At 73.6% G+C, this 21,681-nt stretch carries 21 protein-coding genes and 1 pseudogene; 10 read left to right on the top strand and 12 right to left on the bottom strand.

Translation table 11 applies throughout. The features are described 5' to 3' along the window. Positions 1 to 150: 150 nt before the first annotated feature. From POD19_RS00855 to ilvA, 4 genes are all read left to right on the top strand, one after another. On the top strand, positions 151 to 1,023 hold the full coding sequence (locus POD19_RS00855) for a Bax inhibitor-1/YccA family protein (protein WP_073115962.1): 873 nt from the start codon (positions 151 to 153) through the stop codon (positions 1,021 to 1,023). A gap of 122 nt (positions 1,024 to 1,145) precedes the next feature. After that, positions 1,146 to 2,072, top strand: coding sequence for an aldose 1-epimerase family protein (locus POD19_RS00850; protein ID WP_340309265.1), 927 nt, complete (start codon positions 1,146 to 1,148; stop codon positions 2,070 to 2,072). Between the two features lie 40 nt (positions 2,073 to 2,112). After that, the gene (locus POD19_RS00845; RefSeq protein WP_144818804.1) at positions 2,113 to 3,330 is read left to right on the top strand and encodes an AI-2E family transporter; all 1,218 of its coding nucleotides are present in this window, start codon (positions 2,113 to 2,115) and stop codon (positions 3,328 to 3,330) included. Continuing rightward, complete coding sequence (ilvA, locus tag POD19_RS00840) at positions 3,330 to 4,661, top strand: threonine ammonia-lyase (protein ID WP_122053975.1); 1,332 nt, start codon at positions 3,330 to 3,332, stop codon at positions 4,659 to 4,661. Before POD19_RS00845 ends, ilvA begins: the two co-directional genes overlap by 1 nt. Before the next feature lie 10 nt (positions 4,662 to 4,671). On the opposite strand, the gene POD19_RS00835 is transcribed toward ilvA, so the two are convergent. From POD19_RS00835 to POD19_RS00825, 3 genes are all read right to left on the bottom strand, one after another. Then, positions 4,672 to 5,310, bottom strand: coding sequence for a GOLPH3/VPS74 family protein (locus tag POD19_RS00835; protein ID WP_122053978.1), 639 nt, complete (start codon positions 5,308 to 5,310; stop codon positions 4,672 to 4,674). Positions 5,311 to 5,406: 96 nt separating this feature from the next. Further along, positions 5,407 to 5,901, bottom strand: coding sequence for a transcription elongation factor GreA (gene greA / locus POD19_RS00830; protein WP_073115954.1), 495 nt, complete (start codon positions 5,899 to 5,901; stop codon positions 5,407 to 5,409). A 257-nt stretch (positions 5,902 to 6,158) separates the two neighbouring features. Continuing rightward, positions 6,159 to 6,605, bottom strand: coding sequence for a DUF4307 domain-containing protein (locus POD19_RS00825; protein ID WP_002856530.1), 447 nt, complete (start codon positions 6,603 to 6,605; stop codon positions 6,159 to 6,161). Positions 6,606 to 6,720: 115 nt separating this feature from the next. On the opposite strand from POD19_RS00825, the gene mca reads away from it, so the two are divergent. Both mca and POD19_RS00815 read left to right on the top strand, forming a co-directional pair. Further along, on the top strand, positions 6,721 to 7,713 hold the full coding sequence (mca, locus tag POD19_RS00820) for a mycothiol conjugate amidase Mca (protein WP_078025760.1): 993 nt from the start codon (positions 6,721 to 6,723) through the stop codon (positions 7,711 to 7,713). 48 nt (positions 7,714 to 7,761) lie between these two features. Then, the gene (locus POD19_RS00815; protein ID WP_036339985.1) at positions 7,762 to 8,166 is read left to right on the top strand and encodes a hypothetical protein; all 405 of its coding nucleotides are present in this window, start codon (positions 7,762 to 7,764) and stop codon (positions 8,164 to 8,166) included. Between the two features lie 156 nt (positions 8,167 to 8,322). Here the strand turns inward: POD19_RS00815 and trhA are convergent, their stop codons facing one another. Further along, positions 8,323 to 9,042 (bottom strand): PAQR family membrane homeostasis protein TrhA, encoded by a 720-nt coding sequence (trhA, locus tag POD19_RS00810; RefSeq protein WP_336630206.1) that lies wholly within the window; start codon positions 9,040 to 9,042, stop codon positions 8,323 to 8,325. A gap of 105 nt (positions 9,043 to 9,147) precedes the next feature. On the opposite strand from trhA, the gene POD19_RS00805 reads away from it, so the two are divergent. After that, entirely contained in the window at positions 9,148 to 9,921 is a 774-nt protein-coding gene (locus tag POD19_RS00805; protein ID WP_041105013.1) for an isoprenyl transferase, read from the top strand. Here the strand turns inward: POD19_RS00805 and POD19_RS00800 are convergent. Further along, positions 9,900 to 10,541, bottom strand: coding sequence for a rhomboid family intramembrane serine protease (locus POD19_RS00800; protein ID WP_258183746.1), 642 nt, complete (start codon positions 10,539 to 10,541; stop codon positions 9,900 to 9,902). The two genes, POD19_RS00805 and POD19_RS00800, sit on opposite strands and share 22 nt — an antisense overlap. Before the next feature lie 227 nt (positions 10,542 to 10,768). Here POD19_RS00800 and POD19_RS00795 point away from each other — a divergent pair, with 227 nt between their 5' ends. Beyond that, complete coding sequence (locus tag POD19_RS00795) at positions 10,769 to 12,217, top strand: PhoH family protein (RefSeq protein WP_041105009.1); 1,449 nt, start codon at positions 10,769 to 10,771, stop codon at positions 12,215 to 12,217. A 343-nt stretch (positions 12,218 to 12,560) separates the two neighbouring features. Continuing rightward, positions 12,561 to 13,064 carry a prepilin peptidase gene (locus tag POD19_RS00790; protein WP_036316321.1) on the top strand — a complete coding sequence of 168 codons (504 nt, stop codon included), beginning with the start codon at positions 12,561 to 12,563 and terminating at the stop codon, positions 13,062 to 13,064. Positions 13,065 to 13,154: 90 nt separating this feature from the next. On the opposite strand, the gene POD19_RS00785 is transcribed toward POD19_RS00790, so the two are convergent. From POD19_RS00785 to POD19_RS00775, 3 genes are read right to left on the bottom strand one after another with little or no spacing between them, the layout of a single operon-like run. Beyond that, a complete protein-coding gene (locus tag POD19_RS00785) occupies positions 13,155 to 14,576 on the bottom strand; it encodes a class II fumarate hydratase (protein ID WP_044659622.1) in 1,422 nt (473 codons plus the stop codon). 55 nt (positions 14,577 to 14,631) lie between these two features. Further along, on the bottom strand, positions 14,632 to 15,303 hold the full coding sequence (locus POD19_RS00780) for a carbonic anhydrase (RefSeq protein ID WP_049147417.1): 672 nt from the start codon (positions 15,301 to 15,303) through the stop codon (positions 14,632 to 14,634). Beyond that, positions 15,300 to 15,794: a DUF4245 domain-containing protein gene (locus POD19_RS00775; protein WP_241251023.1), complete on the bottom strand. Its 495-nt coding sequence runs from the start codon at positions 15,792 to 15,794 to the stop codon at positions 15,300 to 15,302. The genes POD19_RS00780 and POD19_RS00775 overlap by 4 nt, the downstream gene beginning before the upstream one ends. A 202-nt stretch (positions 15,795 to 15,996) precedes the next feature. Between POD19_RS00775 and glpX the strand changes: the two genes are divergently transcribed. Next, the gene (glpX, locus tag POD19_RS00770) at positions 15,997 to 17,019 is read left to right on the top strand and encodes a class II fructose-bisphosphatase (protein ID WP_002854500.1); all 1,023 of its coding nucleotides are present in this window, start codon (positions 15,997 to 15,999) and stop codon (positions 17,017 to 17,019) included. A 23-nt stretch (positions 17,020 to 17,042) separates the two neighbouring features. Here glpX and manA read toward each other — a convergent pair whose 3' ends face one another. The 4 genes and pseudogenes from manA to POD19_RS00750 form a co-directional block, all read right to left on the bottom strand. After that, entirely contained in the window at positions 17,043 to 18,287 is a 1,245-nt protein-coding gene (gene manA, locus POD19_RS00765) for a mannose-6-phosphate isomerase, class I (RefSeq protein ID WP_144819625.1), read from the bottom strand. 42 nt (positions 18,288 to 18,329) lie between these two features. Then, positions 18,330 to 19,943, bottom strand: a complete 1,614-nt coding sequence (locus POD19_RS00760; protein ID WP_144819624.1) for an LCP family protein — start codon at positions 19,941 to 19,943, stop codon at positions 18,330 to 18,332. Beyond that, positions 19,943 to 20,500, bottom strand: coding sequence for a 5-(carboxyamino)imidazole ribonucleotide mutase (gene purE / locus POD19_RS00755; protein ID WP_002854497.1), 558 nt, complete (start codon positions 20,498 to 20,500; stop codon positions 19,943 to 19,945). The genes POD19_RS00760 and purE overlap by 1 nt, the downstream gene beginning before the upstream one ends. Then, positions 20,497 to 21,653, bottom strand: a pseudogene (locus POD19_RS00750) (5-(carboxyamino)imidazole ribonucleotide synthase). Before POD19_RS00750 ends, purE begins: the two are co-directional and overlap by 4 nt. Positions 21,654 to 21,681: the final 28 nt, after the last annotated feature.

Genomic DNA, 21,681 nt, shown 5'->3' with positions numbered 1-21,681 from the left:
CGTGAACAGCCGGTGAACCGGCGCGGATCCACGCACCGACCCCGCGCGCGGACACAGACCTCCCGATAGGATCGTGCTGAACCCCGGGGCACGAGCGCTGCTCACTGCAGCGGCGTGCGACCGGGCCGACTCGACCCGAAGGAGCGAGCCGTGGCGAATCCGGTCATGAACTCTCAGAACTTCCAGCAGCAGATGCAGGGCGGCGGACAGGCGCAGCCCGGCTGGTACCAGGGCGGGACGCAGTCCGCGCAGTCCCCCTACGGCCAGCAGGACCCCTCCGGCCGGGCCCAGGCGTTCGGCGCCGGCCAGGCCGCGCAGGACTACGCCCACCAGCGGTCCATGGAGGACGCCTTCCGCGCCCCCGCCGCCGGCCCGGAGCACACCGGCCGGATGACCTACAACGACGTCGTCGGCAAGACCGGCCTCATGCTCGTGCTGGTCGTCGTGGCCGGCGCCGTCGGCTGGTTCTCGCCGGGCCTGATGATCGTCGGCGCGATCGCCGGCCTCGTCCTCGGCCTGGTCAACTCGTTCAAGCGCGAGCCCTCGCCCGTGCTGATCATGCTCTACGCCCTGGCCGAGGGCCTGTTCCTCGGCGGCATCTCCGCCGTGTTCGAGGCGGCCTACCCGGGCATCGTGGTGCAGGCCGTGCTCGGCACCTTCTCCGTGTTCGCGGTGATGCTGGCCCTGTACACCTCGGGCAAGTTCCGCCCCACCCCGCGCATGACGAAGATCGTCATGACGGCCATGCTGGGCTACCTCGTGTTCATGCTCGTCAACCTGGTCCTGACCTGGACGGGCATCGCGAACCTGCGCACCGGCGGCCTCGGCCTGATCATCGGAGCGATCGCCGTGCTGCTCGCGGCGTACTCGCTGACCATGGACTTCGAGATGGCCGCCGTGGGCGTGAAGAACGGCGCCCCGCAGAAGTACTCCTGGTCCGTCGCGTTCGGCCTGACCGTGACCCTGGTCTGGCTGTACGTCGAGATCCTGCGCATCCTCTCCATCCTGCGCAGCGACGACTGACCCGTCCGTCCCGTCCCCGCACGGAGACCCGCACCGCCGCCCCGGTCCTGCACAGGCCGGGGCGGTCTGCGTCCGCGAGGGCGTAGATTGAGGGGGTCCCTCGCCGTCACCCAGGAGGTCCCGTGACCGAGACCAGCGACCTGCCCGCCTTCGGGGCCCCGGACGCCACCGGCACCCAGCACCGCCTGCACCGCGGGTCCGCGGAGGCCGTCGTCGTCGGCCTGGCCGGTGCCCTGCGCAGGTACCGCGTGGCCGGCGTGGACCTCACCGAGCCGTACGGCCCGGACGTGGTCCCGCCCGCCGCCAACGGCATCCAGATGAGCCCGTGGCCGAACCGTGTCGCCGGCGCCCGCTGGATCCTGGACGGCGTCGAGCAGCGCCTGGACGTCACCGAACCCGCGCGCGGCCACGCCAGCCACGGCCTGCTGCGCAACACCCACTTCGTCACCGAGACGTTCTCCGCCCACGCGGTGACCCTGCGCGGTGAGATCCACCCCCAGCACGGCTGGCCGTTCCGGCTCACCCACCGTGTCACCTACGAGCTCGAGGCGGACGGCGGCCTCACCGTCACCGCCGAGGTGCAGAACCACACGGACGCCACCGTGCCCGTGGCGGTCGGCGCCCACCCGTTCCTGCGCATCGGGGACGTCCCGACGGCGGAGCTGAGCCTGCGCGTGCCCGCGGACGCCTGGATCCGCACGGGGGAGGACCTCATCCCCGTGGAGACCCTGCCGGTGGACGGCACGGACCTGGACTTCCGCCGCGGCCGGGCCGTGGGCGAGGCCGCCCTGGACGTGTGCCTCACCGGCCTGACCCCGGACGCCGACGGCCGACACCGCCAGACCCTGCTCGCCGCGGACGGCCGCGCCGTGACCCTGTGGACCGACCACGCGTTCGCCTACACCCACGTCTTCGTCACGGACCGGCTGCCCGGCCGTGACACGGCACTCGCGGTGGAGCCGCTCACCGCTCCCGCGGACGCCCTGAACTCGGGGAGGGCCTGCACCGGCTCGCCCCGCACGCCCGCTGGAGCGTCCAGTGGGGTCTGACCCCCCATGTCCCCGACCACCCACACGAGGAGGATCGCGCGTGAGCTCGACCCTGGCGGCCCAGACCAAGATCGACAAGGACGTGCCCTACGGGCTGACGGTGGCCGCGGCCTGGTCCTGGCGGCTGGTGGCCGTCGTCATCGGCATCGGCGTCGTGGTGTACCTGCTGGGCTTCGTGAGCCTCGTGGTGATCCCTATCCTCGTGGCCGCGCTGCTGGCCACCCTGCTGGCCCCGGTGTTCCAGGCGATGCGGCGCATCAAGGTGCCGGGCGTCGCGGCCGCCCTGCTGTGCGTGCTGCTGCTGGTCGTCGTCGTGGTGGGCCTCATGGGGCTCGCCGGTCAGCAGATCGTCCAGGGCTTCGCCCAACTGGGCGACCAGCTGGGCCAGGCCGTCGACGACGCGATCGCCTGGCTGGCCGGCGTGGGCGTGGAGATCCCCCGTTCCGGTGCCGGGCTGGAGGGCCTGTGGCAGACGCTGCGGGACAACTCCGCCACGGTCGTGAACAGCGCCGTCTCGTTCGGCTCCACGGCCGTCAACATCGGTGCGGGCCTGTTCATCGCCCTGTTCTCCCTGATCTTCTTCCTCTACGACGGCGACCGCATCTGGCGCTTCCTGCTGATCTTCGTGCCGAAGGCGCACCGGGCCACCGTGGGCCGCGCGGGCCGCTCGGGCTGGCAGTCGCTCGGCTCCTACGTGCGGGTCCAGATCTTCGTGGCGTTCATCGACGCCGTCGGCATCGGCATCGGCGCCCTGATCCTCGGGGTGCCGCTGGCCATCCCGCTGGCCGTGCTCGTGTTCCTGGCCTCGTTCATCCCGATGATCGGCGCCACCCTGACCGGCGCGATGGCGGTGCTCCTGGCGCTGATGTCCAACGGCCTGGTCAACGCGCTGCTCATGCTGGGCGTGGTGCTGCTCGTGCAGCAGATCGAGTCGAACGTCCTGCAGCCGCTCGTGATGGGCAAAGCCGTCGCGCTGCACCCGCTGGCCGTGTTCCTGGCCGTCGCCGCCGGCTCCACCGTCCTCGGTCTGGCGGGCGCCGTGTTCGCCGTGCCGGTGCTGGCCTTCGTGAACAGCTTCGTCCGCGCCCTCACCGCCGACACCCCCGAGGAGCTCACGGAGCGGACGGGCCACGCCCTCGAACCGGGCGGCGCGGAGGACGAGGCGGCCGGCTCCCACCGGTACCGCCCCTCGGCGCACGACGACGCCGCCCTCGCCTCCGAGGCCGACGCGGGCACCCGGCACGGGGACGACGCCTGATGGGCGCGGCGCAGGCCACGGACACCCCGGACCGGACCGTCCCGACGCCGTCGCCCCGGTGGGTGCGGCCCGCCGGCGGCCCACCGGCCCCGGCGGAGCTGCCCGTCACCCTCGAGGAGATCGAGCGGGCGCGCGCGACGCTGCGCGGGATCGCCGAGCTCTCCCCGCTGCAGCACTCCCGGGCGCTCTCCCGTGCCGTGGGCACGGACGTGCACCTGAAGTGCGAGAACCTGCAGCGGGCCGGCTCGTTCAAGGTCCGCGGCGCCTACGTGCGGATGGCGCAGCTGAGCGAGGAGGAACGCGGCCGCGGCGTCGTGGCCGCCTCGGCAGGCAACCACGCCCAGGGCGTCGCCCTCGCGGCCGCCAAGCTCGGCATCCGCGCCCGCATCTTCATGCCGCACGGCGTGGCCCTGCCCAAGCTGCAGGCCACCCGGGACCACGGCGCCGAGGTCGTCCTGCACGGCTCCACCGTGGACGAGTCCCTCGCCGAGGCGCAGCGGTGGGCCACGGAGACCGGTGCCGTGTTCATCCCGCCGTTCGACGACCCGGCCGTCATCGCGGGCCAGGGCACCGTCGGCCTCGAGATCCTCGACGTGCTGCCGGACGTGGACACCGTGATCATGGGCATCGGCGGCGGGGGGCTCATCGCCGGCACGGCCGTGGCCCTCAAGGAGGCCGCCCGGCGTCGTGGGCGCACGGTGCGCGTCATCGGCGTGCAGGCGGCCACCGCCGCCGCGTTCCCCGGCTCCCTCGAGGAGGGCCGCGTCCAGGTGCTGGAGAGCGTGTCCACCATCGCGGACGGCATCGCCGTCGGCAGGCCCGGGGCCCTGCCGCTGCGGATCGCCGCCGAGCTGGTGGACGCCGTCGTGACCGTCACGGACGACGAGATCGCCGCGGCCCTCGTCCACCTCCTCGAGCGCTCCAAGCTCGTGGTGGAACCGGCGGGCGCCGTCGGGGTGGCCGCCCTGCTGGCGGGCCGCACGGCGGACCTGGGCTTCGAGCTCGGCACCACCGCCGTGATCCTCTCCGGCGGGAACATCGATCCGATGCTCATGCTGAAGTCCATCCAGGCCGGACTGTCGGCCGCGGGGCGCTACATGACCGTGCGTATCCCGCTGCGGGACCGCCCGGGCGAGCTGGCCACGATCTCACGGATCATCGCGGACACGGACGCCAACGTGGTGCGCGTGGACCACACCCGCGTCGGCCCGGAGCTGTCCATGGGCGGCGTGCACATCACGATCGACATGGAGACCCGCGGCGCCGAGCACTCCGCCCAGGTCCTGGAGGCGCTGCGCGCGGCCGGCTACAGCCCGGCCCCGCTGCCCTGACCGGGCCGGCTCAGGCCGCGGAGCCGGCGGCGGCCGCGGTGACGGTGCCACAGGTCCCGCCCACCGCGCGGCGCACGGCCTGGACCAGGAGGTCCTCGCGCGTCAGCGCCTCGATGCGGCGGACCATCTCGCGGCGGTCGTAGCGCTCGTGGGCGCCCGGCAGCAGGCGTCGGGCGAGGTTGAGGTGCTGCAGCACGCCGAGCAGGAGCACGTCCTCGTCGGAGGGCTCGGCCTCGTCGAGGACCACGGCGGTCAGGTGCGCCAGCAGCTCGGTGCGCTCGGTGCCCCGGGGGACGTGCCGGGTGGCCAGGAAGGCCTTGCGCTCGGTGAGGCAGCCGGTCTCGGTCAGATGGGCGACGACGGCCTTGCGCAGATCCGGCTTGCCGGCCGCCACGGTGGACACGAGCGGTCGGCCGGCCAGGGCGTCGACCTGTGCGAGGGAGGAGTCCAGGACGGGGTCGCCGGTGGTGCCGGCCGCGGTCACGAGCACGCGGGCCCGGTCCACGGGGACGTCCTCGAGGGTCACGATCCCGGCGGAGCGGTGGTCGGCCAGCGCGGCGGCCGCAAGGGCCACGCGGTGGTGGGAGGGGCTCTCGGAGAGCCCGTCCTCGCGGGTGAGCAGCAGGTGCGCCTTCTCGACGGTCAGCATGGGGCCAGAGTAGCAACGGGGGCGCGGTGGGACCCGGGACGGACGACGGCCGCGGCCCCTGGAGGGGACCGCGGCCGTCGTCGGAGCCGGGGTCGGTCAGCCGGAGTAGGGCTGGACGTCCTTGATCTCGACCTTGATGTCCTTGCCGTTCGGGGCGGTGTAGGAGACCTTGTCGCCCTTCTTGGCACCGTTGATGGCCTCGCCGAGCGGGGAGCGCTCGGAGTAGACCTCGAGCGACTCGTCGTCCGCGGCGATCTCGCGGTTGCCGAAGAGGAACGTCATCTCGTCGCCGGCGACGACGGCGGTCACCACGGTGCCCGGGTGCACGGCGCCGTCGTTCTCGGCGGCCTCGCCGACGCGGGCGGTCTCGAGCAGGTGCTTCAGCTCGGCGATGCGGCCCTCGTTCTTGGACTGCTCCTCGCGGGCGGCGTGGTAGCCGCCGTTCTCCTTGAGGTCGCCCTCATCGCGCGCGGCCTCGATGCGCTCGATGATCTCCTGGCGGCCGGGGCCGGAGATGTACTCGAGCTCCTTGGAGAGGCGGTCGTACGCCTCCTGGGTCAGCCACGGGGCGTCGGACTGGCTGGTGGTCATGCTCTGTTCCGCCTTTCTGTCTCGGGTGATGCGGAGTCCGGGGCGCGGCGCACCGTATCCGGTGCGCGATCCGCGTCCGGCGGACGCGCCCGCATGCGAAAGACCCCGCCGATCAGGAGGACGCGCGTGACCCGAGGGCTCCGTGCGACGCCTGCCTGACTCACCGGCGGGGCGGGAATGCTCCGACGAGTCTATCCGGGCGGCGTGCGTCACACCAAAGGCGGCCGCTACGCCGAGGGCGGAGCGGCCGGGAGGGCTCAGACCTTGCGGCAGGTCTCGACGACGCCGGAGTCGCCCCGCACCACGGTGCGCACGTCCACGGTGTAGCGCTGCTGCGCGTCCGAGGGGGAGTCCCGCCGGTCGGCCGGCAGGGTCTCCAGGCGGACGGTGCGGAAGCCGACGGGGGCGGCGTGGGAGTCGGTGACGAGCACATCGCACTCGGCCTGCACGCCCTCCGGGACGGAGGCCTGGAAGGTGACGGTCGCGTGGCCGTCGTCCTCGATGGTGAAGCCGACGTCCTTGTACTCGATGGCGCCCACGGACATGTTCAGGCCGATCCACACGGACAGCAGCACGGCCACGACCAGCCCGAGCCCGCCGAGGCCCGCCCACAGCCGACGACGGCCCGGACGCGTGTGGTCCGTGCCGTACCGGTTGGCTAATGTGGGGTCCTGCGCGCGGACCGCGGGGGCGTGGTGAGACATCCCCTCCACCCTAGCCGCTGCCCGCCGCCGGAGGCCGATGACGACGTCGGCCTGGACCCCTCACGCCGCCGCCCCCGCGGCGGCCCCGCCATCCGGACAGGAGTGTGCGATCCCCGTGACCGATCAGACCCCCCAGGCCCAGCCCGCCGCAGGCACCGCCCTGCCGCCCTCCACCGGGCTGCGTCTCATGGCGGTGCACGCCCACCCGGACGACGAGTCCTCGAAGGGGGCCGGCACGATGGCCGCCTACGCGGCGGCCGGGGCCGAGGTCATGGTCGTCACGTGCACGGGCGGCGAGGCCGGCACCCTGCTCAACCCGTCGTTCGGGGACACCACCCGGGCGGACCGGGACATCGCGGCCGTGCGCCGCGAGGAGATGGCCGAGGCCGCGCGCATCCTCGGCATCCGGCACGCCTGGCTCGGCTTCCTCGACTCGGGCCTGCCCGAGGGGGATCCGCTGCCCGCCCTCCCGGCGAACTGCTTCGCCGAGGTCCCGCTCCAGGATGCGGCGACCCCGCTGATCTCGCTCGTGCGCCGGTTCCGCCCGCACGTGCTCATCTCCTACGACGAGGTCGGCGGCTACCCGCACCCGGACCACCTGCAGGCCCACGCCGTGACGATGGAGGCCTACCGGGCCGCCGGCCTCGCGGACGAGTACCCCGAGGCCGGGCCCGCGTGGGAGGTCTCGAAGGTCTACTACGACTGCGGCTTCAACCCGCGGAAGTTCCGCACGATGGCCGCGGTGGCCGAGGCCGACGGCGAGGACGTGCCGTTCGCCCGACGCCTGATGATGTTCGATGCGATGGACGCGATGCGCGAGGTGCTGCGCCGCCGTGAAGCCGGGGAGGACGTGCCCGACCCGGAGGTCATCCCGCCGTGGGTCACCGCGGACCACGACGTCACCACGCAGGTGGACGTCACCGGCTTCCTCGACGAGCGCGACGCCGCCCTGCGGGCGCACCGCACGCAGATCGACCCCGACGGCATGTTCTTCGACGCCCCCCATGATCTGCAGCGGCGCGCCTGGCCGTGGGAGGACTTCGCGCTGATCGACTCGCGGGTGCCCTCCGAGCTGCCGGAGCACGACCTCTTCGCCGGCCTGCGCTGAGCCGACCCGGCTCGGTCCGTGCGGCCGGGGCCGGTAGAGTGGGGCGGCGTGACACCCCTGTCTGGCCTTCCCCTCGTCCTCACCGCGCTCGCGGCCGCGAGCCCCGCGCCGGTGCCCGCCGTCCCGGAGCCGACGCTGCGCCCCGGGCTCGAGGAGGCGGAGGTCACCCCCGGCATCGAGGGGTTCCTGTTCACCGCGCTCATGGTGGTCATGGCGATCATCGTCTTCCGCGTCATGGTCCGCTCGGTGCGCCGCGTCCAGCAGCGTTCCCCGGAGGCCGAGGCCATGCTCGTGGAGCGCCATCAGCAGCACCTGCCGGACGAGGTCCGCGCGGGCGGTGAGCACCTGGACGCGGACTCGGAGGACCGGCTGCGCCGCCTGCAGGAGAAGTACCCCGGCTACCTCCAGGAGCCGGCCCCGGAGCCCCAGGCCCCGGACACCGGACGCGACTGACCGTCGTCGGGCCCGTGCACGCCCGAGACTCGACGCCGGAGACTCCACGCCCGAACCCTTGAGGCCCGCAGACGCGCCGCTACGGCATGACCGTAGCGGCGCGTCTGCGGGCCTCGGCGCTGCCCGGCGGGGCGCAGACCCCCTTCCTCGACACGCTCAGGCGACGACGAGCACCGCCCGGTAGATGGCGACGGCGTGGCACACGAAGCCGGCCACCGTGAAGGCGTGGAACAGCTCGTGGAAGCCGAACCACTCGCGGTGGATCGTGGGGGCCTGCAGCGCGTAGCAGACCGCGCCCGTGATGTACGCGATCCCACCGGCCACGATCAGCCACCCCGCCGCCGCATCCGCGGCGAAGAAGTCGCCCAGGTAGAGCAGCGCCGCCAGCCCGAGCACCACGTACACCGGCGTGTAGAGCCAGCGCGGCGCGTCCGTCCACAGCACCCGGAACGCGACGCCGGCCACGGCCCCCACCCACACCAGGGTGAGCAGCACCCGCGCCCGGTCCGGAGGCAGCAGGGCCAGGGAGAGCGGCGTGTAGGTGCCGGCGATGACCAGCATGATGTTCGTGTGGTCCAGCCGCTTGAGGACACGGGAGACCACCTCGTTCCACTGCACCAGGTGGTACGTCGCCGAGACCGCGAACAGCAGCAGGCCCGTCACGGTGTAGACCGCGCTGGCCCACCGCAGCGTCGCGGTCGGCGCGAGCACGATGAGCACGATGCCGGCCGCCAGCGTCAGCGGCGCCATGACCGCGTGGATCCAACCGCGCAGTCGGGGCTTGTACAGCGGATGGTCGGGGTCGCGGATGCGCTCGATGCGCCAGCGCAGGCGACGGGCGGCGTCGGTCTCGCGGAGGGGTGTCACAGGGTCCATGCCTCCATTGTCGTCGGTCGGCCCGGGGCCGGGGCACGGGATGGTCGCTGTGTGCCGCGCGCGTATCCTGGAGGCTCGCAGGACCGTCCGAGAGGGGAGCGCGCCGTGGGTCGACCCGAGGCCTTCTACCGCCTGTACGAGCGGCGGCTGACGCGTGGCCTGGACCCGGAGCGCCTGCCTCGGCACATCGGCGTGCTGGTGGACGGCAACCGTCGCTGGGCCCGCGCGTTCGGGGCGTCCACGCAGCAGGGCCACCAGGCCGGCGCCGAGCGCATCCTCGACTTCATCGGCTGGTGCGACGAGGCCGGCATCCCCGTGGTCACGCTCTACATGCTCTCCACCGAGAACCTGCGGCGCCCGGCGGAGGAGCTCGCCCCGCTCCTGGAGATCATCCAGACGACGGCGGAGCGCCTCGCCCAGCCGGCCGAGGGCCGCGCCCCCGTCTGCGTGCAGCCGGTCGGCGCGGTGGACCTGCTCCCCGAGCCCATGGCGCGACGGCTCGCCGAGGTCGCCGAGCAGACCAAGGGCCACGACGGCGTGCACGTGAACGTGGCCGTGGGCTACGGGGGCCGCCAGGAGATCCTCGACGCCGTGCGCGAGCTGCTGCGGGACGAGCACGCCCTGGGCCACAGCGCGGCGGAGGTGGCCGAGTCCGTCACCGTCGAGCAGATCGCGGACCGGCTCTACACGCGCGGCCAGCCGGACCCGGACCTGGTCATCCGCACGTCCGGGGAGCAGCGGCTCTCCGGGTTCCTGCTCTGGCAGTCCGCGTACTCGGAGTTCTACTTCTGCGAGGCCATGTGGCCCGCGTTCCGCAAGGTCGACTTCCTGCGTGCCCTGCGCGACTACGGCAGCCGTCAGCGCCGGTTCGGCACCTGACGGTCGGCGCGGCCCCACCACAGGCCCAGCAGCACCCCGACGACGGCCCCGGCCAGGTGGCCGGTCCACGAGATGCCGGGTGCCGGCAGCAGGCCGATCAGGCTCGAGCCCAGGTGCGTGAGCGCGACGAGCACGGAGACGACGACCGCCCCGATCCGCCGCACCGCGATCCCGTAGACGATCAGGAACGCGATCAGCACGTACACGATCCCGGAGGCGCCGATGTGCACGCCCGGGGTGCCGATCACCCAGGTCAGCAGGCCCGAGCCCAGCCAGGCGCAGACGAGCAGGGCCACCGGCCGACGCGAGACCAGGGCGGCCAGCGGACCGAGGACGAGCAGCGCCGTCGTGTTGCCGATCAGGTGGGCCCAGCCGGCGTGCAGCACGGGGGAGAACAGGACCCCGTCGAGGCCGCCGAGGCGTCGCGGGATCAGGCCCACGCCGGGGATGATCACCCGGCCGAGGAAGATCAGCACGACCTGCGCGACCCACATGGCCGCGATCAGCACGGCGGTGGGCGCGACGGCGCCCAGCAGGCGGCCGCCGGCGCGCTCGGCCAGGGTCGGGGCGGGGGCTGGGCCGCCCGGCAGATCGGGCAGGCCGGGGGACGGGCGGTGCATGCTCAAGGGCCCTCCTGGGGACGGGGAGCGGGCGGCCGTCGGGACGTCGGCGGCGCGTCTCCAGTGTAGGGAGCGCGGGACGCCGGGGCCGTGGCGGGGCCCGGACGGACCGTCACCGCGACTTCATCCCGGGTTCACCGTGCCGGGCCCCGGCGGACGACGCCGCTTCCTAGCGTGGCCCGTGGGCGGACCCCCGCCCGCACGGTTCACCGGCACAGGAGGCAGACATGGTGGCAGAGCTCGTGGAGCACGCGCAGACCCGGCAGGAGCCGTCGAGCCGGCCGGGCCAGGCGCGTGCCGAGGCGGGGGCGGCGGAGGCGACCGGCCTGCGGACCTACGTGGTGGACACGTCCGTGCTGCTCTCGGACCCGCGCGCCCTGCTGCACTTCGCCGAGCACGAGGTGGTCCTGCCGCTCGTGGTGGTCTCGGAGCTCGAGGCCAAGCGCGCCGACCCCGACCTCGGCTACTACGCGCGCACGGCCCTGCGCCTGCTCGACGACCTGCGCGGCCGCCACGGCGCGCTGGACCAGCCCGTGCCGATCACCCCCGAGGGCGGCACGCTGCGGATCGAACTGAACCACGTGTCCGTGGACGTGCTGCCCCTGGGCATCCGCGGCACGGACAACGACTCCCGCATCCTCGCCGTCGCGAAGGCGCTCGCGGACGAGGGCGCCACGGTCACGGTCGTGTCCAAGGACCTGCCGATGCGCGTGAAGGCGGCGGCCATGGGCCTCGCCGCGGACGAGTACCGCCACGAGCTCGTGCGTGACTCGGGCTGGCGCGGCACCGTCTCCCTCAGCGTGGCGCAGGAGCGGCTGGACGCCCTCTACGACGACGGCGAGGTCGACCTGGCCGGCGTCCCGCTGGGGACCCTGACCGGCACGGGCGTCGAGACCGGGCCGGAGGAGGCCCCGGCCGAGGCGGACCGCCTGCCGGTCAACACGGGGCTGGTGCTCACCGCGCCCCGGGGCTCCGCCCTGGCCCGGGTCGGCGAGGGCGGCCGAGCCTGCCTGGTGCGCGGGGACCGCGACGTGTTCGGCCTGCACGGCCGTTCCGCCGAGCAGCGGCTGGCCATCGAGCTGCTGACGGATCCGAGCGTGGGCATCGTCTCCCTCGGCGGCCGCGCGGGCACCGGCAAGTCCGCGCTGGCGCTGTGCGCGGGCCTCGACGCCGTGATGGAGCGCCGCGAGCACCGCAGGGTGGTCGTGTTCCGCCCGCTGTACGCCGTCGGCGGCCAGGACCTCGGCTACCTGCCCGGCTCCGAGGGCGACAAGATGGGCCCGTGGGCGCAGGCCGTGTTCGACACCCTGGGTGCGCTGGTCTCCCCGTCCGTGGTGGACGAGGTGGTGGACCGCGGGATGCTGGAGATCCTGCCGCTGACGCACATCCGCGGCCGCTCGCTGCACGATGCGTGGGTGATCGTGGACGAGGCGCAGTCGCTCGAGCGGAACGTGCTGCTCACGGTGCTGAGCCGGATGGGCCGCAACTCGAAGGTCGTGCTGACCCACGACGTCGCCCAGCGGGACAACCTGCGCGTGGGCCGGCACGACGGCATCGCGGCCGTGGTGGAGCGCCTCAAGGGCCACCCGCTGTTCGGACACGTGACGCTGACCCGTTCCGAGCGTTCCCCGATCGCCGCGCTGGTCACGGACCTGCTGGAGGAGGGCCGGGCCTGAGCCGGGCGGCGGGGTCGGTCATGAAAAAGGGGCCGCTGCCGAAGCAGCGGCCCCCGGCGGGGGTGCTCGGCCCCGCGGAGGGGGGATGGGGGACCGAGGAAGCCCGCCACCATGGCCCCTTTGAAACGGGATTGAGGCCATGGGGTCTGTGTGAGCCCCGTACGTCCATGAGACGGCTGGAAGCTCGTGACTTCAGAGTAGACCCGTGCCCGGGGTCGTCGCAATGGGCGGCCCCGGTTGCGCTGTCGGCAGAACACCGGGTGGCCGGACCGTGAACGCGAGGTGGCCTGATCGCCTGTGGACGGCGGCCCGGCGGGTGCGCCGCCCGGCCTAGGCTGGGCGCATGAGCGGAGTGGGATGGGCGTGGACGCACGGCGCGCCGGCGACGGCGGTGCTGTGGACCCTGGGGCTGGCGTGGTTCGCGGTGTGCTCGGGCGTGCTCGTGCGCACGGACCTGCGGGAGCATCGGCTGTCGAACCGATGGACGCTGCGGCTGGCGCTGGGCGGGTTGGCGATGATGACCGGGGGAGCGCTGCTGGCGGGCCGGGGTGACCTGGCCCTCTGCAGCCTGCTGGGCGGTCTCGGCTACACCGTGGCGATGCTCGCGCTGCACGTGCTCAGCCGCGGCGGCCTCGGGATGGGGGACGTGAAGCTGGCCGGCGGCCTGGGCGTGTACACGGGGGTGCTCGGTCCGACGGCGGTGCTCGCCGCCGGGGTGGGCGCGATCCTGCTCGGCGGCGTCGTGGCGGGGCTGCTGGTCCTCGCGGGCCGGGCGACGGGGCGAACGGCGCTGCCGTTCGGGCCGGCGATGGTGGCGGCGGCCGCCGGAGTGCTGGTGCTGGCGTGAACGACGAGCGGCCGCCCTCCGCACGGGAGGACGGCCGCTCGGCGTCGTGGCCCGGGAGGCGGCGTCGCGCCGCTCACCGAATCCGCCGGATCACTCCGGGTGGGTCATGGACATGGTGTCCAGGGCCTTGTCCAGCTGCTCCTCGGTGATCTCGCCGCGCTCGACGTAGCCGAGGTCCACGACGGCCTCGCGCACGGTCATCTTGTTCGCGACGGCGTGCTTGGCGATCTTGGCGGCGGCCTCGTAGCCGATCACCTTGTTCAGCGGGGTCACGATGGACGGCGAGGCGCCGGCGAGGAAGGCGCAGCGCTCCTCGTTGGCCTCGATGCCGTCGATCATCTTGTCCGCCATGACGCGCGTCGTGTTGGCCAGCAGGCGGATGGACTCGAGCAGGTTGGCGGCCATCACGGGGATGCCCACGTTGAGCTCGAACGCGCCGTTGGTGGAGGACAGGGCGACGGTGGTGTCGTTGCCGATCACCTGGGCGCACACCATGATCGCGGCCTCGCAGATCACGGGGTTGACCTTGCCCGGCATGATCGAGGAGCCCGGCTGCAGGTCCGGGATGGCGATCTCGCCGAGGCCGGTGTTCGGGCCGGAGCCCATCCAGCGCAGGTCGTTGTTGATCTTCATGAGCGAGAACGCGATGTTCCGCAGCTGGCCGGAGGCCTCCACGAGGCCGTCACGGTTGGCCTGGGCCTCGAAGTGGTTGCGGGCCTCGGTCAGCGGCAGACCGGTCTCCTCGGCGAGCAGCTCGATCACGCGGGCGGAGAAGCCCTTCGGGGTGTTGATGCCGGTGCCCACGGCGGTGCCGCCGAGCGGGACCTCGGCCACGCGCGGCAGCGCGGACTGGATGCGCTCGATGCCGTAGCGGACCTGCGCGGCGTAGCCGCCGAACTCCTGGCCCAGGGTCACCGGAGTGGCGTCCATGAGGTGGGTGCGGCCGGACTTCACGACGCCGGCGAAGGCCTCCGCCTTCTTCTCGAGGGAGACGGCCAGGTGGTCCAGCGCCGGGACGAGGTCGTTCACGAGGGCGGCGGTGACGGCCACGTGCACGGAGGTCGGGAACACGTCGTTCGAGGACTGGGAGGCGTTGACGTGGTCGTTGGGGTGCACCTCGTCCTCGGAGCCGGCCTCCTTCAGTGCGCGGGTGGCGAGGGTGGCGAGCACCTCGTTGGTGTTCATGTTGGAGGAGGTGCCGGAGCCGGTCTGGAACACGTCGATCGGGTACTGGTCGTCGTGGTCGCCGGCGATGACCTGGTCCGCGGCGGCGACGATGGCGTCCGCGCGCTCCTGCGAGATGATGCCCAGCTCGGCGTTCGCCTTGGCCGCGGCCTTCTTGACCTGCGCGAGGGCGTGGATGTGGGCGGGCTCGAGGCCCTTGCCGGAGATCGGGAAGTTCTCCACGGCGCGCTGGGTCTGTGCACGGTAGAGCGCGTTCACCGGCACCTTCACCTCGCCCATGGTGTCGTGCTCGATGCGGAACTGCTGATCGGTGTTCTCTGCGGTCATGGTCACATCCTAGGACGGCGTGGGCGCCCGGTGCCGCACCGGACGCCCGACGTCGTCAGACCGCCAGGTCGCCGTGCACGCGGCCCGGTCGCGCGGTGCCCTCGGACAGCGAGTAGGTGAGCCCGACGACGGCGGTGCGCCCCGACTCGACGGCCGCGCGGACGGACTGCGAGGTCTCCAGGAGGTGGTCGCAGGTCTGGTCCACGTGCTCGGCCACGAACTCGTCGACCTCCTCCAGACCGCGGCGGCGCCCGGCCAGCACGGACGGGATGATGCGCTCCACGAGGGGGCGCACGAAGCCGCGCGGCATGGTGCCGGAGATGTAGGACTCGACCGTCGCCGTGACGGCGCCGCACGAGTTGTGGCCCAGGACGATGACGAGCGGGATCTCCAGCACATCCACGCCGTACTCGATGGAGCCCAGCACGGCGTCGTCGATCACGTGGCCGGCCGTGCGCACCACGAACACGTCGCCGAGGCCCAGGTCGAAGATGATCTCGGCCGCCAGGCGCGAGTCGGCGCAGCCGAAGATCACGGCGACCGGGGCCTGGCCGGCCGTCAGCCCGCTGCGGCGCTCGGCGTTCTGGTTCGGGTGGCTCGGCTCGCCCGCCACGAAGCGGCGGTTGCCCTCGACGAGGACCTCCCACGCCTCGGCGGGGGTCAGGTCGGAGGTGGGGACGACGACGTCGGGGGCCGGCGTCGTCTCGGGGCGGGTGTGGGGGGTCATCGGGTCTCCTTCGCGACGCCGTGCGCCAGGTCTTCGAGGACGGCGCGGTCGCCGGTGGTGGTCAGCACCACGGTGCTGCCGTCCACCTCCGCCACGAGCCGTCGCTCCGGTTTCTTCGGATCGGCGTGGAGGTCCCACGCGATCCCGTCGATCTCGATCGTCTCCGACGTCGGGACCTGGTCCACCCGCAGGCTCACCCAGGTGGGGTCGACGTCCTCGGCCTGCTGCAGGCCCGCGAACACCGTGTCCGTGACCACCCAGCCGACGTCCCACGTGGAGACGCCGTCCAGCTTCTGCAGGCGGGCGTAGTTGGCGTACCAGGACTCCGGCACCTCGGGCGCCAGGGCCGGCAGGTCGCCGTCGTCGTGGGGGACCGTGGCGGCCTCGGCGGCGACGTCGACGCGGTCCTCGCGGGGCCGCTGCGGCGGCTCCGGATTGAGCAGGAGGACCACGGCCACGATCGCCAGCAGAGCCACCAGGGAGAGCACCATGGCCATCCACGGCTGCCGGGCCCGCTGCGCCTGCGTGGCGGTCAGGACGGGGCGGGGGCGGGGGAGTGGGGGTCGGCGGAGCTCACGGTCAGCATTGTGCCACCCGCGGGAGACCACCCCCGTAGGATGAGGACCGGGGCAGAGCCGCCCTCACGCCCCGTCCCGTGCGGACGGAGCGCCGCGAGCAAGGATCGGAGCAGCGATGACCAGCGCGTCCTCGGAGAAGACCGGCTACGAGAATCACGTCCCGGACCGCAACCTGGCCATGGAGTTGGTGCGGGTGACCGAGGCGGCGGCCATCGCCGCGAGCCCCTGGGTGGGCTACGGGGACAAGAACAAGGCGGACGGCGCCGCGGTGGACGCGATGCGCGCGTTCATGGACACCGTGGCCATGGACGGCACCGTGGTGATCGGCGAGGGCGAGAAGGACGAGGCCCCCATGCTGTTCAACGGCGAGCAGGTCGGCGACGGCTCCGGCGCCGCCGTGGACGTGGCCGTGGACCCGATCGACGGCACCCGCCTGACCGCCATGGGCTACAACAACGCGCTCTCCGTCTTCGCGGTGGCCGAGCGCGGCACCATGTTCGACCCGTCGGCCGTGTTCTACATGGACAAGCTCGTGGTGGGCCCCGAGGCCGCCGACTTCGTGGACATGCGCCTGCCGGTGAAGCAGAACGTGAACCTCGTGGCCAAGGCCCTGGACAAGCCCGTCTCGCAGGTGACCGTGTGCGTGCTGGACCGCCCCCGCCACGAGGGCCTGGTCAAGGAGATCCGCCAGGCCGGCGCCCGCGTGAAGTTCATCCTGGACGGCGACGTCGCCGGCGCCATCGCCGCCGCCCGCCCGGACACCGGCGTGGACATGATGATGGGCATCGGCGGCACCCCCGAGGGCATCGTCACCGCGTGCGCGATCAAGGCCACCGGCGGCATCATCCAGGGTCGCCTGGCCCCCACCGACGACGCCGAGAAGCAGAAGGCCCTCGACGCCGGCCTCGACCTCGACGCGGTGCTGACCACGAACGAGCTGGTCACCTCCGACCACTGCTACTTCGCGGCCACCGGCATCACCGACGGCGACCTGCTGCGCGGTGTGCGCTTCGCCGACGGCCGCGTGCACACGCAGTCCATCGTGATGCGCTCGTCGTCCGGCACGGTCCGCACCGTGGACGCCGAGCACGACGTGAAGAAGTGGTCCAAGTGGCTGGGGGACCGCGACGCCCGCTGAGCCCGCGGGCCGGTCTGCCGGGCTCAGCCCCGCGGCAGGCCGGCCACGTGCACCGTCGCCGGGGCGCCGGCCGCGGCGCGGACGGCCAGCGGGCCGGACGCCGTCTCCGCGGCGGGCAGGAACACGGCCTCGCCCGGGCCCAGCTCGATCTCCTGGCCTGCCAGGGCCAGGCTTGCCGTGCCGCGGGTGACCACCGCGATCCCGGGCCCGTGCACGTCGAGCCCGTGGACGGCGTCGTCCTCGAGCGTGGCCTGGAGCAGCTCGAACTCCTCGAACGGCGGGCGGAAGGCCACCACGGAGTCGGCCACGCGCTCGGGCTCGGTGGAGGGCACCGGCAGCGCCTCGAAGGTGACCACGCGGCGCAGCTCGGGCACGTCCATGTGCTTCGGGGTGAGCCCGCCGCGCAGCACGTTGTCCGAGGCCGCCATGACCTCCACGCCCAGCCCGTGCAGGTACGCGTGCACGTTGCCGGCGGGCAGATGGATGGCCTGACCCGGGGCCAGGTCCACGCGGTTGAGCAGGATGGCCACCACCACGCCGGGGTCGTCCGGGTGGTGCTGGGCGGCCTCGAGGGCCGTGGCCAGCGAGGGGTCGCGCTCGGCCAGGTCCGGCGCAGCCCGCAGCACGTCCACGACCTGCGCCACGGCGCCGGGGGCGCCCCACACGGAGTCCGGGTCGAGGATCGAGGTGAACGCGTCCTCGAGGTCCCCGGCGGCGAGGGCCTGGCTGATCCGGGCGGCGGCGATGGCGACGGCGGACGTGTCCCCGTCCGCCCGCTCCGTGAGGGCACGGGCCAGGGCCTCGAAGCTGTCCGAGGAGACCTCGGGGGAGCGGAAGCCGCACATCGCCGAGAAGGGGGTCAGCGCGAGCAGCATCTCCGGCTTGTGGTTCGCGTCCCTGTAGTTGCGCTCCGGGGCGTCGACCGGCACGCCGGCGGCCTCCTCCGCGGCGAAGCCCGCGCGGGCCTGCTCCAGGGTGGGGTGCGCCTGGATGGACAGCGGGGCGCCCGCGGCGAGCAGCTTCATGAGGAAGGGCAGACGGCCCTCCGGCGCGGCGGGCCCGAGGCAGCGCTCCGGGTCCGCGGCCACCACCTCGTCCAGGCCGACACGGGCGCCGTCCGCCACGACGGCGACGCACGGGGCGCCCGGATGGTCGCCCAGCCACAGCTCGGCCTCGGGGCGGCCGGTGGGCTCGCGTCCCTGCAGGTCGGCGAGGAGCGTGGGGGAGCCCCAGGCGTAGTCACGGATCACGGGCTTCAGGACGTGCATGCGCCCCAGCCTAGGTCAGCCCGTCGGCCCGCGCGCCGCGCCTCACGGGGCGGGGACGCACAGCCCGTTCGTCGAGGACGCGTGGTTCAGCACGTCCTCCTGGCCCAGGTCCTCGGCCGTCATCAGGTCCTCAGCGGTGAAGGGCTCGCCGTCGGTGCGGGTCGGCGGGGCCGGCCACGTGGCCGGGTCGTCCTCGTCGACGTCGGGGGCCTGCGTCTCCTGCGCGACGACGGCCAGCACGGTGAGCAGCGGCGTCGCCGAGACCCCGGTCGGCTCCGATCCGGCGGTCACGGACTTATCGGCCAGCATCTCGTCCACGCGGCGGTGGACGAGGTCGTAGTCGGGGTAGGTGGTGAAGTGGGTGCCCGTGTCGCCGAAGTCGGGCGGGCCGATGGTCAGCCGCCGCATCTTCTGGCCGCGCGAGCGCTCGGCGAGGTCCACGAACGTGCCGAGCTGGGACTGCGGCAGGTCGGTGGTCACGATCTGCTGGCCCGCCGCGAGGATCCCCTCGAAGCGGGTGAGCACGGTGGCAGGGCTGAACTGCTCCAGCATCGCCGCCTGCATGCACTGCTGCCGGCGGATGCGGGCGTAGTCGGTGGACCAGTGCCGGGAGCGGGCGAAGGCGAGGGCGTCGTCGCCGTTGAAGTGGTGGGTGCCCGGCTCCCACCAGATGTTGCCCCAGGCGCCGTCGGGTCGGACGCCGCGGTGCACCACGTAGCCGCCGCTGACGACGTCCACCCCGCCCATGGCGTCGATCAGCTGGGCGAAGCCGCCCATGTCCATGAGGGCGTAGCCGGAGACGTCCAGGCCGAGGATGCCGCCGGCGGCGTCCTTCATGGCCTCGGCGCCGGGGTGTTCGGCGTCCGGGTAGAGGTCTGCGTGATGCTCCTCCACGTCCGTGTAGAGGGCGTTGAGGATGCACTCGTCGCCGCAGTCGAAGCCGTTCGGGTACACGTCCCACAGCGGGGAGCCCTCGACGAACGGCGCGTTCTGGAGGTTGCGGGGCAGGGAGAACATCACGATGGCGCCGGTGCGGGCGTCCACGGAGACCACGTGCATGGAGTCCGGGCGCAGCCCCTGGCGGCCCTCGCCGGCGTCCGCGCCCAGGACCAGGATGTTGTAGCGGCCCTCGGCCTCCGGGACGGCCGGCCCCTCCTGGAAGACCTCGCCGAGCGCCCCGCGGCTCGTGTTCGCCGCCCAGCCGCCGTAGAGCAGGGCGCCGCTGGTGAGCACGAGCGCGAGCGCGGTGACCGTCGCCGTGATCTTCCGCGGGCCGGGGGCGAGCAGGTGCAGCCGGATCAGCCGGAACGTGTCCACCCACAGCACCGCCCAGCCCACCGCCAACGCCGCCAGGACCACCGCCAGCCCGAGCAGCACGCCGTCCCGGGCCATGAGCGAGATCAGGCTCGCGCGGGAGACCAGCCACCACAGCAGCCCGAGGATCAGCACGGCCCACACGGTGACGGTGACCCGCAGCGCCACGCGGCCGAGCCGGCGGCTGCCGGCGACGAGCTGGGCGCCGCCGGGGACCAGCAGGGTCAGGGCGGTGAGGATCAGCGCCCGGCGGGTGCGCTCGGTGGGGGAGGCGACGCGCGGATCCCGGAGCGGGTCGGGCTGCGCGTGACCGGCGGGCACGGATCCGGTGGCGGGCGACATCAGCGGTCGGCGGCCATCCGCTCGCGCAGGCGGGCCCCCTTGGCCCGGGCCTGGGCGTTGAGCTCGTCGGCGTGCTCGGCGAGGGCGGCGCGCAGGCGGTCGCCTTCCGCGGTGTCGGCCGAGGCGAGGATGCGGGCGGCCAGCAGGCCGGCGTTGCGGGCGCCGTCGATGGAGACGGTGGCCACCGGCACACCGGCGGGCATCTGGACGATCGAGAGCAGGGAGTCCATCCCGTCCAGGCTCTTGAGCTTCACGGGCACGCCGATCACGGGCAGGGGGGTGACGGCGGCGAGCATCCCGGGCAGGTGGGCTGCGCCGCCCGCGCCGGCCACGATCACGCGGATGCCGCGCTCGTGCGCGCGGGCGCCGAACTCCACCATCTCGTGGGGCATGCGGTGCGCGGAGACCACGCCGACCTCGACGGGCACGTCGAGCTCGCGCAGGGCCTCGGCGGCCGCGCTCATCACGGGCCAGTCGGAGTCGGAGCCCATCACGACGGAGACGACCGGGGCGTCGTCCTGGAGGGGCTGGGCGGGGGTCTGGGGCGTGGCGGTCATGGGCGGGCCTCCGTCTCGGTGCCGGTGGTGGGGGCGTCGTCGCGCAGGAGTGCGGCGGCGGACTCGGCGGTCCGCACGGCCTCCTCGAGGCTGAGGCCGTGGTCCGCGACGACGTTGACGTGACCGACCTTGCGGCCCGGGCGCACGTCCTTGCCGTAGAGGTGGACCTTGGCCTGCGGGTGGGCGGCGAGGGCCGCGACGCTGCCGGCGTGCAGGTCCTCGCGGGCGCCGCCGAGGACGTTCTTCATCACGACGCCGGCCCCGCGGGGGGTCGTCTCGCCCAGCGGCAGGTCGAGCACGGCGCGGACGTGCTGCTCGAACTGGCCGGTGACGGCGCCGTCCATGGACCAGTGGCCGGAGTTGTGGGGGCGCATGGCCAGCTCGTTCACCTGGAAGCCCGGGCCGACCCCCGGCGTCTCGAACAGCTCGACCGCGAGCATGCCGGTGACGTCCAGCTCCTCGGCGAGGCGGACGGCCGCGGCGGTCGCGGCCGCGGCGACGGCCGGGTCGAGGTCCTGGGCCGGGGCGACCACGAGGTCGCACACGCCGGCCACCTGGACCGAGTCGACGACGGGGTAGACGGCCACCTCACCGGAGGGGTGCGCGCCACCTGCGCGGAGAGCTCACGGGAGAAGGGGACGAGGGCCTCGGCCAGCAGCGGGGTGAAGCCGGCGCCGAGCCACGCGGCCAGGGTGCCGTCCGCGGCGGAGGCGCGGGCGTCGTCGGCGTCGTCGAGCTTGAGCACGCCCTTGCCGTCGTAGCCGCCGCGGGCGGTCTTGAGGATCATCGGCCAGCCGTGCTCGTCGCCGAAGGCGAGGACGGCCTCGAGGTCGTCGACCGGCGCCCACGCCGGGTTCGGCAGGCCCAGCCGCTCGACGGCGGCGCGCATGACCAGCTTGTCCTGGGCGTGCTGCAGCGCCTCGGGGCCGGGGCGCACGGCGACGCCGGCCTCCTGCAGGGCCCGCAGGTGCTCGGTGGGCACGTGCTCGTGGTCGAAGGTGACTACGTCCACCGTGGCCGCGAACGCGCGCAGGTCCGCCAGGTCCGTGTGGTCGCCGACCACGTGGGGGGCGACCTGGGCCGCTGACGCGTCCGGGGCCTCCGCGAGCACGCGGAAGGGCACGCCGAGCTCCGCGGCCGCGCCCGCCATCATGCGGGCCAGCTGCCCGCCACCGATCACA

It is taken from the genome of Micrococcus sp. GPGPB33 (assembly GCF_037853785.1).
Lineage (GTDB): Bacteria > Actinomycetota > Actinomycetes > Actinomycetales > Micrococcaceae > Micrococcus > Micrococcus luteus.
This window is presented reverse-complemented; position numbering and strand designations above follow the sequence as displayed.

Coding starts and splice junctions, on each gene's coding strand:
- POD19_RS00785 (WP_044659622.1), bottom strand. CDS start 14,576: ATGACCGCAGAGAACACCGATCAGCAGTTCCGCATCGAGCACGACACC.
- trhA (WP_336630206.1), bottom strand. CDS start 9,042: ATGGACCCTGTGACACCCCTCCGCGAGACCGACGCCGCCCGTCGCCTG.
- manA (WP_144819625.1), bottom strand. CDS start 18,287: ATGCACGTCCTGAAGCCCGTGATCCGTGACTACGCCTGGGGCTCCCCC.
- glpX (WP_002854500.1), top strand. CDS start 15,997: ATGACCAGCGCGTCCTCGGAGAAGACCGGCTACGAGAATCACGTCCCG.
- POD19_RS00825 (WP_002856530.1), bottom strand. CDS start 6,605: ATGTCTCACCACGCCCCCGCGGTCCGCGCGCAGGACCCCACATTAGCC.
- POD19_RS00795 (WP_041105009.1), top strand. CDS start 10,769: ATGGTGGCAGAGCTCGTGGAGCACGCGCAGACCCGGCAGGAGCCGTCG.
- purE (WP_002854497.1), bottom strand. CDS start 20,500: ATGACCGCCACGCCCCAGACCCCCGCCCAGCCCCTCCAGGACGACGCC.
- POD19_RS00800 (WP_258183746.1), bottom strand. CDS start 10,541: ATGCACCGCCCGTCCCCCGGCCTGCCCGATCTGCCGGGCGGCCCAGCC.
- POD19_RS00780 (WP_049147417.1), bottom strand. CDS start 15,303: ATGACCCCCCACACCCGCCCCGAGACGACGCCGGCCCCCGACGTCGTC.
- POD19_RS00760 (WP_144819624.1), bottom strand. CDS start 19,943: ATGTCGCCCGCCACCGGATCCGTGCCCGCCGGTCACGCGCAGCCCGAC.
- ilvA (WP_122053975.1), top strand. CDS start 3,330: ATGGGCGCGGCGCAGGCCACGGACACCCCGGACCGGACCGTCCCGACG.
- POD19_RS00775 (WP_241251023.1), bottom strand. CDS start 15,794: ATGGTGCTCTCCCTGGTGGCTCTGCTGGCGATCGTGGCCGTGGTCCTC.
- POD19_RS00790 (WP_036316321.1), top strand. CDS start 12,561: ATGAGCGGAGTGGGATGGGCGTGGACGCACGGCGCGCCGGCGACGGCG.
- POD19_RS00835 (WP_122053978.1), bottom strand. CDS start 5,310: ATGCTGACCGTCGAGAAGGCGCACCTGCTGCTCACCCGCGAGGACGGG.
- greA (WP_073115954.1), bottom strand. CDS start 5,901: ATGACCACCAGCCAGTCCGACGCCCCGTGGCTGACCCAGGAGGCGTAC.